The organism is Rhizobium hidalgonense (genome assembly GCF_005862185.2).
Taxonomy (GTDB): Bacteria; Pseudomonadota; Alphaproteobacteria; order Rhizobiales; family Rhizobiaceae; genus Rhizobium; species Rhizobium hidalgonense.
Map to the genome: position 1 here is coordinate 1,345,657 of NZ_CP054028.1, position 14,705 is coordinate 1,360,361.

At 58.7% G+C, this 14,705-nt stretch carries 8 protein-coding genes; all 8 read left to right on the forward strand.

Features of this window, described 5'->3' with window-relative positions; genetic code table 11:
* The first annotated feature begins 143 nt into the window (after positions 1-143).
* The 8 genes from FFM81_RS27660 to FFM81_RS27695 all read left to right on the forward strand — a co-directional run bounded on the left by FFM81_RS27660 (position 144) and on the right by FFM81_RS27695 (position 14,691).
* A complete protein-coding gene (locus FFM81_RS27660) occupies positions 144-1,634 on the forward strand; it encodes an ATP-binding protein (RefSeq protein ID WP_138385522.1) in 1,491 nt (496 codons plus the stop codon).
* Between the two features lie 4 nt (positions 1,635-1,638).
* The gene (locus FFM81_RS27665; RefSeq protein ID WP_138385521.1) at positions 1,639-4,383 is read left to right on the forward strand and encodes a Z1 domain-containing protein; all 2,745 of its coding nucleotides are present in this window, start codon (positions 1,639-1,641) and stop codon (positions 4,381-4,383) included.
* On the forward strand, positions 4,380-5,375 hold the full coding sequence (locus FFM81_RS27670) for a PD-(D/E)XK motif protein (RefSeq protein WP_138385520.1): 996 nt from the start codon (positions 4,380-4,382) through the stop codon (positions 5,373-5,375). Before FFM81_RS27665 ends, FFM81_RS27670 begins: the two co-directional genes overlap by 4 nt.
* Positions 5,368-7,443, forward strand: coding sequence for an AIPR family protein (locus FFM81_RS27675; protein ID WP_138385519.1), 2,076 nt, complete (start codon positions 5,368-5,370; stop codon positions 7,441-7,443). The genes FFM81_RS27670 and FFM81_RS27675 overlap by 8 nt, the downstream gene beginning before the upstream one ends.
* Positions 7,444-7,907: 464 nt before the next feature.
* On the forward strand, positions 7,908-8,468 hold the full coding sequence (locus FFM81_RS27680) for a hypothetical protein (protein WP_138385518.1): 561 nt from the start codon (positions 7,908-7,910) through the stop codon (positions 8,466-8,468).
* 87 nt (positions 8,469-8,555) lie between these two features.
* The gene (locus FFM81_RS27685; protein ID WP_138385517.1) at positions 8,556-10,979 is read left to right on the forward strand and encodes an ABC-three component system protein; all 2,424 of its coding nucleotides are present in this window, start codon (positions 8,556-8,558) and stop codon (positions 10,977-10,979) included.
* 11 nt (positions 10,980-10,990) lie between these two features.
* Positions 10,991-11,638 (forward strand): ABC-three component system middle component 1, encoded by a 648-nt coding sequence (locus FFM81_RS27690; RefSeq protein WP_138385516.1) that lies wholly within the window; start codon positions 10,991-10,993, stop codon positions 11,636-11,638.
* Positions 11,635-14,691 (forward strand): AAA family ATPase, encoded by a 3,057-nt coding sequence (locus FFM81_RS27695; protein WP_138385515.1) that lies wholly within the window; start codon positions 11,635-11,637, stop codon positions 14,689-14,691. The genes FFM81_RS27690 and FFM81_RS27695 overlap by 4 nt, the downstream gene beginning before the upstream one ends.
* Positions 14,692-14,705: the final 14 nt, after the last annotated feature.

Below are 14,705 nucleotides of genomic sequence, written 5' to 3' on the forward strand. Positions count from 1 at the left end.
GTGCAGGATCGGATGAGTTCCCAGACGGGCTGACAGAATTGCGAGAACGCGGTTTCGCGTCCGTCAGCTCCACTCTCCGCACTGTCCGGCTCATGTACGCGTTGGCAGACACGCGTTTCTACTGCCGCCATCGGAGATTCTCTTTGCGTCCTATCGAGATCACGCCATCACCACATGCACTGCTGAGATCTCTACGTGGTCTTGGTTATTCACCCGAGACCGCGCTCGCTGATCTAGTCGACAATTCGCTTGCTGCCGGTGCGCGGCAGGTCCGTATCCGTCTCGAATGGCGCGATAGCAATCCAATTGTCGAAATTCTCGACGACGGTGCCGGTATGAGCTTTGATCGGCTCGTTGAGGCCATGCGCTTCGGGGGCGCTGGACCCGACGCCGAGCGAGAAGGCGGAGATCTCGGGCGGTTTGGACTGGGATTGAAGACTGCTTCGCTGTCCCAGTGCCGCGAGCTGACCGTTGCGTCGCGCCGCGAGGGCGTGGTCGCGCGGCTGGCCTGGGATGTCGACCACGTCGGGCAAGAATGGCGCGCCGACGCGCCTGACGAGTCGCCGCCAGGTGAGCTGGCGGCCGAATTCCAGACGTCAGGTGATGGCACGCTGGTGAGCTGGGGCCGGATGGACCGGTTCGGCGGGCTCTGGGGCCTTGATCGAGATGCGTTCAATGACCGCATCTCCGATATCCGCGCTCATCTTGCGATGACCTTTCACCGCTTTTTAAGTGGCGAAGCGCGGCGGCTCGCGATCAGCGTTAACGGCCGGCCCCTTTCCGCCTGGGATCCGTTTTGCCGTGGACATGATGCAACCATTGCGTTGCCGCGTGATATCATTCGCAGTCCTGAAGGCGCGATCACGGCACGGCCATATATTCTTCCTCATCGTGACCGGTTCGCGAGCGAACGCGAATGGGAAGACGCCGGCGGCCCGGGCGGCTGGATCGAACGGCAAGGGTTCTACGTCTACCGCGGCGACCGCCTCGTTTCGGCTGGAGGCTGGCTTGCCCTCGGCGGTGCTCGGGCCTGGACTCGGGAGGAGTCAAGCCGGCTGGCGCGTATTGCTCTCGATCTCCCCGTCGCGATGGACGAGGCGTGGCGTATCGATATTCGCAAGTCTGTAGCTCGACCGCCCGCCTGGGCGCGGGCACGACTAGCAGGTCTTGGCGCGGACTGCAGGCGGCGCGCTCGCGAGGTCTTCGCATGGCGCGGTGTGGTGTCGGGTGGCAAGGGTCGCCGGGGCGATGCTGATGGGGGAGCATGGCCATGGGAAGTGCGCAGCGCCAAGGCCGTGCCACGCTATCGTGTACGACGAGACCATCCTGCAGTTTCTGCTGTCGTTGAAGCGCTCGGTGCCGAATCGAGGCTGCTTGAGGGACTGCTCTCTGCCCTCGAACTCACCGTTCCGGTCGAACGCATTTGGCTGGATGTCGCCGAACAGGGCGGCGCGGAGCCTGCGCAACCAGCCGCGACCGAGATTGCCGAACTCGCTGCACCGCTTGCAACGCTGGTGCGCAGCATGAATAAGATGGACGATAGTGGAGATCGGCTCGACTCGGTGCTACGTTCGCTTGGCGTTGCGCAGCCTGCGTTGCGCGCCGCCATCATCCAAAAATTGGGGGAGAATTGAGCTGATGGATCCGGTCACACAGCTTGCGAACACTGCCCGCGTTGCACTCGGTCCGCGAGCCGGCGACCGCACGCTGGGCACGCATGAGATCATGGCGGTGGTGCGCGCCTCGGCCCCGCTTGTGGGGCTCACCAGTGGACACAGTTTCACCGAGGATGAGATTCAAGCAGCGACGCGCGATCTTGAGGCCCTTTTCGTGGTTGCGCAGGGACCGTCGATCCGGCTGCTCGGAGAAACTCAACCGCCACCCTGGTATCTTGGTGAGCGTCGTCGCCCGGGCGCCTTTTTCTCGCGCTATCTGCAGAAGCTGGGCGAGAGCGGGTGGGCGCCCCGCGCGCTCGAGGTGCTTGAGGAAAGCACCGCTGATGTGCTTGAGCTGATCGATGATCCCAACCGGGATGTGCCCTGGAATTGGCGCGGCCTAGTGGTCGGCAATGTTCAGTCAGGCAAGACCGCGCATTATGCAGGGGTCATCAACCGTGCCGCTGATGCCGGCTATCGCGTAATTATCGTTCTGGCGGGCATGCACAATATCCTGCGTCGCCAGACCCAGCTGCGTCTCGACCAGGATTTTCTCGGCTTCGATACCGCCGGGAATGCCGGCAGCGGGGGGCGGCGGCCGGTCGGAGTCGGCTTGTTGCCGGGCCCGGTGCAACTGGTCGACAGTCTGACTACCTCTCAGTTGAACGGCGATTTCAACCGCACGGTTGCGCAAAATTCCAATTTCGCGCCGGCTAACCGCCCGTTCGTGTTTGTCCTCAAGAAGAACGGCGCAGTGCTCAAGAACCTCAATCGCTGGATCGCGCGACTGCCCGAGGAGTCGCGCAACGCACCACTGCTGGTGATCGATGATGAGGCTGATCAGGCATCGCCTGACACGGGAGATCAGGGCTTCCTCCCGGACGGCAGCTTCGATGAGGATTATGATCCGAAACGCATCAACGGCGAGATTCGCAAACTGCTTGGCGGGTTCAGGCGCAGTGCCTATGTCGGCTATACTGCGACTCCCTTCGCCAACATCATGATCCATGATGAGCGCGCGGCTGAGGACTATGGCGCCGACCTATTTCCTTCCGCCTTTATCGTTTCGCTGTCCGCTCCCGACGATTATTTCGGACCACTCGCGGTGTTCGGTCGCGAAGACGACGCTGATTCAGTGGGCCTGCCTGTCATTCGCCATCTCGACCAGACCGCTGAGAATTGGATTCCTGACCCGCATGATAAGACGCTGCGGCCGATATACCGGGGTGTGACGCGTGTCCCGCCGAGCCTCGCCGAGGCAATCCGCAGCTTTGTCGTCTGCTGCGCAGCACGCGCCGCGCGCGGCCAAGCCAATGCGCACAAGACCATGCTGGTACATGTTTCGCGATTTCAGGATGTCCATGACCCGGTCCATGCCCAGGTCGAAGGAGAGCTTCGCTCGATCCGCAATGCGATCGCTGCGGCCGATCCGATCGAAATGGCGGAGCTCGAGCGGCTGTGGCGCGAGGACTTCGAACCGACCACCGAGGCGATGGCATCGTCTGTGTACGGGCGTTCTGTCCGTCGGATCGGCTGGGATGAGGTCGCAGCACGGCTGGGAGATGAGGCTGACCGAATTCAGGTCGCGGTATCCAACGGCCGCAGCCGCACGGGTGTCGATTATGATGCTGCCGACGCTGCCGGGCAGAGCCTCTCGGTCATCGTCATTGGTGGCGACAAGCTGTCACGTGGGCTGACACTCGAAGGTCTGTCGACCAGCTACTTCCTGCGTGTCTCCCGTCAGTATGACAGCCTGCTGCAGATGGGGCGCTGGTTCGGTTACCGCCGCGGCTATGCCGATCTCTGCCGGCTGTACACCACCACCGATATGGAAACCTGGTTCCGACATTTGGCTACGGTCAACGAGGATCTCCGCGCGCAACTGGCACATATGCGCGTTACGGCTGGCACTCCCAAACTCTACGGTCTCAGCATCGCTGACCACAGTATCATGAACGTGACGGCTGCGAACAAACGGCGGCATGCTGTGCTTCGTCCGGTCACCTACGCCGGCGAAGGCAAGATCCAGACGGTGCAATACCGGGACGCCGATACTACGATCGCGAATGCTTCGGCTGTCGACGGCCTTCTCGAGGAACTGGAGGATCCGGAGATCGATCCGGCCCGGCCGGGAGGCCGACCACCGGCCGCGGGGTTCATCTGGCGGAATGTTCGTGGCAACCGTGTCGCCGCGCTGCTTGAGGCCCTGGCGTTTCCGCCGGAGAGCAGCGACGTCGATGGAAAGCGCATGGCGGGCTATATCACTACGCAGCTCGGGCGGGGCGAGCTGAACGACTGGACGGTGTTCGTACCGGCTGGTGTCGGGGCCACTGTGCAGGTGGCCGGGCGCGATCTGCCCAGCGTTCGTCGCTCTCCGATCGCCCGTTCGACCACTGCGCGATTTATCACCAAGTCGATCCTCAGCCCGCTCGACGAGGCCATCGATCTGAGTGACGATCAGTATCGCCGCGCGCAGGCAGAAACTGATCAGGTACTAGCCGACGAGGGCGAGCCTCCCGCCGACCGTCCGGCCGGTCCCTGGATCCGAAGGGTCCGTGGTGAGGATCCGCGTCGCGGTCTGCTCATTCTCTATCCGATCGACCCGGCAGGCGCCGGCCTTGAACCTGGAATCCCACTCTGGGGTGTAGTGGTGAGCTTCCCGACCTCGCCGACAGCTTCGGCCAACTGGCGCCTGGAAAATACCGTCCAGCAGCGCGCGACACCATGAGCATGACTCCTGATGCGGCCGCATTACTGGGGGAGTGGGACGAGCTGGCTGCTGTAGCTCCAGGGGACCGGCTGTATCGCACCCGACGGCTTTCCCGTCCCGCGCAACTCGACCTCCGAGCGGGTCTGCGAGAAACCGACGGCGCGCCGTGTCTCGTTGCATTGCCGGGTGGCGCTGGGAATTCTATCGCTTCTTTCGAGACCGCAGGCCTGCGGCTGTCGCGAGCCGCTGATCCTGCTGGCCTCCTGCTTGTCCTATCACTCGAAGAACCCTCGCGACGTGATCTTTTCGCCGAGATTTGCAGCGACTGCATCCGCTCCGTCCTGCGCTGGGAAGATGAAGGCGAAAAAGAATTGGTCACCGTCCTCGCCGCACGCCTCGCTGCGTGGAGAGCGTTTCTGCGTGATCAGACCGGTGGTCTTTCGAGAAACGAGATTGTTGGCCTCATCGGTGAGATCCTCGTCCTCGATCGGCTGCTCGATGAAAACGCTGAAGCGATCGCCGCGTGGAAGGCACCCGATGACGGGTTGCATGACTTCGTGCTCTGCGGTCATGGCCTTGAGGTCAAGACTGCGCTGGGGCCGACGCGACAACTCCATATTTCCACGCTCGATCAGCTTGACGACGCCGGGCTTGCCTCGCTGCACATCGCGCACGTCCGTCTTGTAGAGTCGGTTGCCGGCGAGACACTCGGCCAGATCACCATACGGATCGAACAGCGGTTGAACGGTGAGCGGGCGCGTAGTGCTTTTCGCAATGCGCTTTTGCGTCGCGGACTCTTACCGGGTGGCGACACCAACCCTGGGCCGCGGGTCGCTTGCGCCGGCATTGATGGTTACGCGGTGAGCGATGGCTTCCCGCGGCTTCTAAGGAACCATGTATCGCTCGGGATTGCCGAGGCCACCTATCAGGTTGAGGTGCGGGCGCTGGCCGGTTTTGCCGTCGATATGGCAACGGTGTTGGACACGTTCGGGGGGACGGACAATGAGTGAGAATGCAACGTCGGAATTCGCTCGAGCGCTGGCGGACGAAGTCGATCAGGCGCGTGATGATCCGACAATAGACATCCCGTCGACTGAAGCGCTCTTCACCCGCATAGTCATCGATGAACTGGAGGAAATTGGTCATTTCGAGGCAGCCTTCGATCTTCCTCAAGAGGGGAAGGTCGGCCGGTCACCGTTCCGGATCAGCGGGTATGTGATCGATGAGGACGCTGGCCAGCTTACTCTCTTCGCGACGCACTACTCGGGCGACGTGCCGCCGCGTCGTGTTCCCGCCTCAGACCTTCTAAAGACTGCAGAAAAGGCCGGCACCTATGTCGCTGCGTGCATTGGCGGGCTTGCAGACCGCATCGAGCCTTCCAACACAGAGGCTGGGGACCTCGCGCGTCGCGTGGCGGCGCTTGGCGAGCGCATCGACCGCTTCCGGATCGTCGTGCTGACCGACTGCATTGCAGGTGGCACACTGCCCGCGACGGTGGACAGTCATGGAAAGTCGATCGAGATCGAGCTCTATGACATTGTCAGGCTACACAGAGTTCTTGGAGAAGGCCATACCCGCGCTGATATCGACGTCGACCTTGTCGCCCTCGCCGGTCATCGCGTCGCCTGTCTGCCGGTCGCTTCGGGCGCAGGGCATTACGACGCGTTCCTTGCGGCTTTCCCGGGAGAGGTGCTGTCGCGCATCTACGATCGATATGGCACGCACCTCCTCGAGCTGAATGTGCGCGCATTTCTGGGACTTTCCGGGCGTAAGTCGGTGAATGCCGAACTGCGCCGAACGCTGGTCGAACAGCCGGAGATGTTTCTGGCATACAACAACGGCGTGGTCGCAACTGCCGATGAGGTCCGGCTCGAGTATGAGGGTGGCGCGGTGTACCTGACCGGTCTGCGCGGCCTGCAGATCGTCAACGGAGGACAGACGACGGCATCGCTTCACCGTGCGCGGCGCAAGGAAAGTGTTGCGCTTGGCGCGGTGGAGGTACCGGTCAAGATTATCCGAGTGACCGAGGGGGATCTGGAGCAAATAGTCTCCTCGATCTCCCGCGCCGCGAACCGACAGAATACGGTGCAGCAGGCCGACTTCTCGGCCAGCGACCCGTTCCACCGCGAGGTGGAGACGTTGGCGAACAACGAGTGGCTCGAAAGCGGGCGCGGGCGCTGGTTCTATGAAAGAGCGCGCGGATCATGGCTCGCAGCCGAGCAGAAGGCTTCTTACCGCACAACCGAGCAGCGCGCTTTCCGGGAGCAGACGCCGAAGGCTCGACGCTTCGGCAAGCTCGACCTCGCACGTAATCTGTCGGCGTGGGACGGCTTTCCTTGGCGTGTCGCTTTTGGCGGTCAGAAGAACTTTCAGGCGTTCATGCAACGCCGCAAGGAACTGACGGCTCCGCCTCCGGACGCCGCTTGGTTCCGCCGGCTGATTGCGCTCACTATCCTCTATCGCACGACTGAGCGCTTGGTCCGAACGATGAAGTTTCCGGCGTATGGCGCCAATATCGTTGCGTATCTGGTCGCCGCGCTTGGCGAACGCACGGGCGGCCGTATCGATTTCGACTTGGTGTGGCGCCAACAAAGGCTGTCGACGGAGATGGAGGCACTCATCTGCGCCTGGGCGCCGCTGATCGATAGGGCGTTGCGGGCCAGTGTCGGTAGCAGCAATCCTACTGAATGGTTCAAGAAGGAGGACTGCTGGGCTGAAGTCCGCAATTACCTTCCGACGCTGTCGGATCCGCTCCCGGCGGAGCTTAACGGCACTCCGGCAAACGCGGCTGGCGCGGTGGGTGAACGGCACGCACCGACTCTGCAGGTCGCTGACTATGATCGGATCGAAGAATGTATGCGTATCCCGCCAGCGGTCTGGGTGGCGACTGCCGAGGCGGGGCAGCGCAGCGGCGTGCTTCATTTCAAACTCGCCAGCATATGCATGACTCTCGCCAACTATGCTGCAGGCGGCTGGAGCCGTCGTCCTTCTATCAAACAAGCGAAGCACGGGCTGGAGAGTGTTGCCAAGGTGCGTGCCGCGGGCTTGTTCGACGAGACACAGCGCGAAGCCGGATAGAGACTGCCGGCTTCGTCAGCGCGCCGAAGGGCTTGGCCAAGTGGTCGATCTCGATGTGTTGTCCTGCGCGCTGTCGGTTGCGTGAGCTCAGCTGAGGCTAGGGCCTGGGGACAAGCGGCTGTACAAATCGCTAAGCAGAAGTGGATCGTTCAATTGGGGAATTGTTGAGACGATGTCGTTTGGAAGATGTGCAGTTGGCAGGCGAGTTCGCAGAGGCGGTGCCCAATGACAAGGATTGTCTCCCAATTCGGTCCTTCCCCCCGATGACGATGCGCTGCTAATGCTGAGCGTTGACGTCCGGGAAACCCAATCTGACGTCTCGGTTACAAACCGATGTTGTTAAAGCTGAGCACAGGGTGATGGTCTTCGAGAAACATGCGAACGGCCCACCGATCGCCGCTCGCAAGAGGGAAGGGAATATGCTACCCCGAATTGAGTTGAACAGTTGTGACGCATGGTGGGGGATGAGCGACATTGATAGGCTGATAGCTATAGTCAGGTCGCGCTCGGCCGAGCATGACAAAGCAATTACGCTGCTCGTTGCTGCCAAACTGTGGGGCCAGGTTCTGGCGACGATCCGGCAGGAATTAGACTCACTCGTGCGAATCTTTTATCTTCTCGATCAGCCCCTCAATGAACGAGCAATCTTGGCAGGCCAAACCTTAGCAGGCGAGATCTGGTCCCGAAAAAAGCCGAAGGGAAGGGTGACCGACCGGCAGATGATGGAGCTGTATAACGCGCTTGATGGTTGGGCAATGCGCGTCTATGAGTTCGGATGTTCCTTTATCCATCTTTCCAATTCGCACGGTTATGCGGGGTGTGATCCGCTCGCATCCCTATCGCAACAAGATCGTGCGGAGATCGGAGATTATCTCCGCTCATACCACGGCGGCCCTGCAGAGAAAGAGCCATTGTTTGAGGATATCAAACCGTATCTCCGCGAGGTCTTCAACAAGGTAGCTCAAAACCTCGACTACTATCTTGAAGGTCTGGAAAAAGGAAAAAACCTTCATGATACGTGGTAGCCGTTGGACGCCGATCCCTGCTCTCTTAACGTACGGCAATGACGGACGCAGTCGATCTCAGCGGGAAAAGACGAAACGACCAAATACATGACGGCACAGGAATTAATTGCCGATGCACTCATTCCCGGTACCCATAGCGTTCTGGTTCTAGGTAGCTTTGAACGCCGCGTGACCGTCTACTCGCAGCAGGTTCGAGCACTGAACCTCGTAGATGCGATAATTCAACGTGGTCTGGCAAGACCGACCGGACAAGTTGCTATCATTGGAGGAGGCGTTGCAGGCATCACTGCAGCTGTCGCACTATCAAAGGTAATTCCGAATGCAAAGGCCATAGATCTGTTCGAAGCTCAACCGAACGTGCTCAGTTTACAGCGGAACAGTCAACGTTATCTGCATCCTCACTTCTATGATTGGCCAAGCGCCGGCTCAGAAAACGAGGGTGCTGGGTTGCCAATAATGAACTGGACTGCTGGACCTGCGGGACAAATAGCGGAGGTCTTGAAAGCACAATTCGAAGAGGCCACAAGGAATTCTATTCTCAATTTGCTTTCTGGCCGAAGGGTAAGGCAAATTAAGCCAAGTTCCCTCGCTGGAGCCCGAGTTATCGTTGAGGGCGACACCTCGATCGGCCGGATCTATGACGTGGTTATTCTCGCGATCGGATTTGGGCTCGAGGCTCATATCGCAATGGAGACGCTGTCCTACTGGACCCCCTCTCCGCTCGCCGGCGCCATCAACACCAACGTGGCGAATCCCCTGTTGTTCATATCTGGGAACGGTGACGGCGGTCTGGTCGATTTCATAATGGCGGCGTTTGACGCCCTTGAGCATCAAGCGATCTGCGAATTCCTTATGAGCTTGAACCTCGGCCCTGCACTGGATGAGTTGCGGGCTATTGAAGATGAGGCATGGGCCGAAGATGCCAACATGGACATTTTAGCCGAGTACAGGGCGCGCCTAACCCCCCTAATTCCGCACGCAGTCTGGTCAGAGGTGCGCGATCGGCTCCGCGCTCACGTTGCCATCTACGTACATACAAACGAACCGTTCCTGCTACGTCGAACAACTGCGCTTCACAATCGCCTTGCGGTATATCTGATCCTACATGTGGATGCTGCCGAGGGAAGGAACGCCATAACTGTTAAGACCGGTGTCGGTTTCGTCGACGGTGTTGTACCCACTGCCGGGCCGGTCGCTTTGGTCGGTGAAGCGGGGTTCACTCCGTTTCGCCGTTTCCTAAGACTGGGGACCGATACCGCTCCTAACCTAGGGCCGTTCGAAGATATTCTCGGAACCTACCCGGTAGATCATGCGCTACCGCTGTCGGGGCAGCGGCCGGCATCGCCCGTGCTCACGGCTAGCGCTCTCGCCCGGTTTCAGGAGTTGGCTCAGACACCACCTGTTGCAGCACTAGCCGCCGTTCCACAGCCCCCGCCAGCCCAAAACCAAAACGGCTTGATTGAAATATGTATCTCCCACGCCCCTGGTGGTCAGGTTCGGTGGTCTGGAAACTGTTTGCCCGGTGACGCGCAGCGACCGTGGACGGAGCTGATGGCATTATCATTGCATTGTGCTATTGGACCTTTCGATGCAGGCGACCTTGTGAAGGCACTCGCACGACTTGCGGCACACACGCTGCATTGCATCATATATGCCGACGACACAAACAGCTGGTCGGGCGCTTTGAAGGCAGTATCCAGTGGCCGGGAGCTGCCGGGCCCAGACCTTGACGTCAACTTCACTATTCTTGAGAAGCCCGTGATCACAGCTCACGCCCATGAGGTGACCGTGTCGACACACGAGCTTGCGAGCATCATTCATGCACGTCTCGATTTAGCAACATTTGACCAACTCTCTGCTGCGCTTCACGATTGCCTCGGACCAGGAGGCGGTGAGATGGGTTGGCCAATCGAAGGTGAACTCCGCGCGAAACTTTTGCAGCGATGGTTCGAGTGGCAACCGATCTTGATGGGAAACCCCGTCACACTACGCCGCTTCTTGTCCTTGCTTGCGACAGAACGCGACCCGATGCACTTGCACAATCAGACGATCGTAAACCTCGGACCAAAAACCATCCGCCCATTCCTTTTGAAAGCGGCGATCTTCGCGCTAACCTTCGCTGTCTGCTCAGGGCACAGTTTAACACCCGCGACTGTCCATCCAGGCAACGTTGTGACACAAAGTATAACCGCCCATGCGTGCGGAGTAGGATGGATTGACGGAAAAGATCTAGGTTCGAAAGGCGTAAGCGCGCGCGCATGGACGACCGGCTTGGTCTTATTATCTCAGCTAAAAGCGGCGTTTCAACTTCTACAACCGGAAGGCCGATTCGATAGTTTTGGTGGATCCACCGTACGGATCGGAACTGTGTCTCCGGCTGAGCAGCCGTTGCTTATCGGGGCGGATGAGGAATTTTTGGAGGCATTGGAAGGCGGTGAACTTGCCACCCAGAGCTACTTCGAATCCGTGTTCAGGTGGCGAGCTGAAACGACCAAGGTCAACTTGGAATGATGGAAACCAAAATGGCTGATACTCCGCGATTTATGCCTCTCTTGCTTGAAGCCGCCGATCGCATTGGAGCGACTAGGGAAGCTGCGAATACCGAGTTGACCGGCTCCAAATTCAATTCGGAGGTGTTGAGCGAGGCTGTTTCGCGTTCTGCAATCGTGAGGAGCAATGACGATCTCCCGTCGATCGTAGGCTCAGTACGACTAGACGCGGTTCCTGTTTTAGTTGGCGAGATTAACGGACCTCCCCAGCGGTCGAGTGTGGAGCACGCACTTCGCAAATATCGTAACCAGGCGACTATTGCACGGTCATGGCTCGGGAATGCCGCACCCAATCTCCAACTGTTTCTGATAGCTCCAATAGGAAGCTTTGGGAGCCTTGAATGGCGCCAGTTGGCTGCAGAGATCGAATCTGACGACCGGGTATGCCGTAAGCTCGTGTGGCTTTGCGACCAAACTCCAAGCGTCGAGGACGCCGCGATCTTTCTAGACAGAACGTTTGTTGCCCGTCCGTGGCCAGCAGACACTTCGCGGGCGGCGCTCGATTCGATGACAGCGAGTGCTCTCCCGGAAGGGTGGGAAGAGGCAATTGACGATCCTGAACTTGATTTCGATGGTCTCGTAACGAGGCTCGTCGATCTACAGGCTGGAGAAACGCAATGACCCAACTGTATCTCGAAAGCGTCGAGTTCTCAAATTTTCGCATCTATGGCGAAAGTTATGTCTACCGATTGCCGGCCACGCCTGGTGTCACGTTGATCACAGGCGGCAACGGTCTTGGAAAAACGACGTTCTTTGACGGCGTCGAGTGGGCGCTCGCTGGCTCTGTGAGCAGGTTCTCCGACATCCCGGTTGACAACCGAAGGCGTGAGCAAAATCCCTTGACACGAATCGGCGCGCCCGAAGGCAGTCATCGCGTAAGCCTAAAATTTTCGGACGGAGATCCGATTGATCGTGGGCAAGGTTTCGTTCCAGACGATACGGCGATCGCGCATCTTCTCAAAAAAGCGGATTGGCCGGAAATCGCGAATCTGCATGGATACCTTTCGATCACCCACTTCCTCGGGCAGGCATCAACGCGTCGCTTTTCAGTCAGGAAACCGGCTGACCAGTGGGAGGCATTGAAGGGCCCTGCCGGCGTAGATCGGATTAACGCATTGCGTGAGCGATTGGGCGGCCAAGGTGCGCGACTTGCCTTTTCGCGGGCGATCAAGGAACGAACCAAGGACCTTGAGGAGGCCAACCGTGCGCTTACGGAATGGGCGGCCCTCCTGGCTGAGCGCGATCGCTCGCTTCTGCTATCGACATCTGAACTCGCTTTGCCTCCTGCAGCTGTTCGAGAGACCGTCGATCGCTTAGCAACGCAGGTCACTACTGAGGTCCCTGCACTCGTTTGGAATGCGGCGGGCGCTACTGAGGAATCTGAATCGGCAATCAACCGATTGGGTGTGTTTTTGCGCACCGCAGAAGAATCGATGCAAAGAGGGTCCGAACGCGTCGAAGCTTTGGGCCGACTTGTTTCCGACTTTGAAAATGCCCGCGCTGAAAATTCAGCCTTGTCCCTCCGCGCGACCGAAATTGTCGTGCAACGGGGTCAGACCGCGGATGCGCTCGCGAAAGCGGAAATACAGGTTACAGAGGCGGATGCAGCGCTTGCTACCGCAAACCAATCCGCGAGGCAGATCGAACTCAGGGCAGCTACGCTTGCACGCGTGTCAGTAGCCTATACCGAGCTCACCAAATCAGAATCCAATTCAGCGGCAGTGGCACATCAAATAGCCTCGTGTGAAACGACCATGAAGTTGTTGCAAGAAAAGCGTAGTCTTGTCGGACAGCAAATTGTCGAAGCAACCGCGCAGAGAGAGCAGAGGCGGCGACTAAATGAGCGGTTTAACAATGCCCGTCAAAGAGAAAGCATCATCGGTCGCCTCAGGCATGCCCGATTGGAGACCCAGCGACTAGGGGAGCTACAGGCTTCGGTATCAGTCGCGGAACTTGATGTGGCGCGTAGAGAATTTTTGGCAGCAATCGAGCTTTGTGAAACGACAATCCGTCGAATTGAGGATGAACTGCGTAGACAGGACGATCGTACACGATCAATGGCTCAGGCGGTCGCTATAATTGCGGGGCACCTGCATGACCGCGACACGATCTGCCCAGTTTGTGAGACGACGTTTGCCCCTGGTCGACTGGCGGAGCTGGCAAACAATAAAGAAGGCGCTGAGCAACCGCTGGCGTCGCAACTCGCTGAAGCGCTGGCAGATCAGCGGCTCCAACATCAGATTGCACACCAAGAGCTCTCGGACGTTGAGGGAAAGCTTAGTACCTATCGCCAACAGTCATCAGCGTTGGCAGTGGCACAATCCGAGGAAAGGATGTTCTTGCAGCAATTCATCGAGGCGGGGGGGCAAGGTGACGGCCTCTTCGATGAAACCGAGGTATTGCGTGTTCAGTTGGAAATTGAGGCCTTGGATCTCACCCTCCAAGAAGCCGTGACACAGGACACCTTGGAAACTGCGTTGTCCGCCGCCGAGGTAGAGTTTTCCGCGGAAGTTGCGAGACTAGAGACTCTACATCGTAATCGCGGCGCCATCTCTGATACTCTTGAAGCAGCCCGCACGGTGCTTTCACAGTATCCAGAATTTTGGAATGACAAACAGGGGCTGCTCCTCGATTTGGAAGAGCAACGCCAGATAAACTCTCAGGAGGCGGTGGCGGCCGGCGAGCGACTAGGCTTGTCTCGGAAAACGGCGAGCGATGCGCTCTTGACGCGCGATCGCCTCAGAGAACAACTAGCGAACGAAAACGAGCTAAAAACTTTGACGGACAGTCGATTGAACCAAGCTATCGTGCGTGCGCAGGAACTAACACAAGCGTGGATGACAGCAGGTATGAGCGGTGAGCCGAATGCATCACGTCTCGCCGCATATCGGTCGACGCTCGCCGAGCAGAAGGCGAGGATCTCGGCATTCGGAGCATCGCACAACACATTGCTTAGCGGATATCGAAAATGGCTCAACGACGAGTCGCTCCGCGAAAAACAAAGAGAAATCAAACTAAAGATCGAAAGCGGCGACGCCTCGGACGAGCTCACCGTGACGACGCGTCTCACAGAACGGGTGATCGAATCGGAGAAAAGACTGGCTGGAACTCAGACGACGCAAAGGCAAATGGTACAACTGACGGCCGGAATGCAGGATCGTGCCGAAAAATACGCAGAAGATGTACTTGTACCGCTGAACGCAACTATCCAGAGGTTTGCGCGCGCACTCATGACCTGGTCGGATGAGTCGATCATCTATCACGCGGAGCACCATGCGACCCGCTCAGAACTCCGACCCGGTATTGTGCGAACGGAATTGGATGGCACAGTTTCGCAGCTACCGATGAATCCAAATCTTTATTTCAGTGAGGGGCAACTTTCCGCTTTGAGCGTCAGTGCCTTGTTGGCAGCCAGCACGACATTTTCGTGGTCTCGATGGCGTGGATTGCTAATGGACGATCCCCTACAGCACAACGACATCATTCACGCCAGCGCGTTCATGGATCTCCTTCGTCAGCTGGTACGAGAGCTGAAATACCAAGTTATTCTATCAACGCATGACAGCTCTGAAGCGGAATTTTTGAGCCGCAAATGCCGAAGCGCTGGCATACCGTTCTCAGTTCATGAACTGGTTCCTCATGGCAATCTAGGGCTGACATCGGTTGCCGTCTAATGCAGCCAACCTCG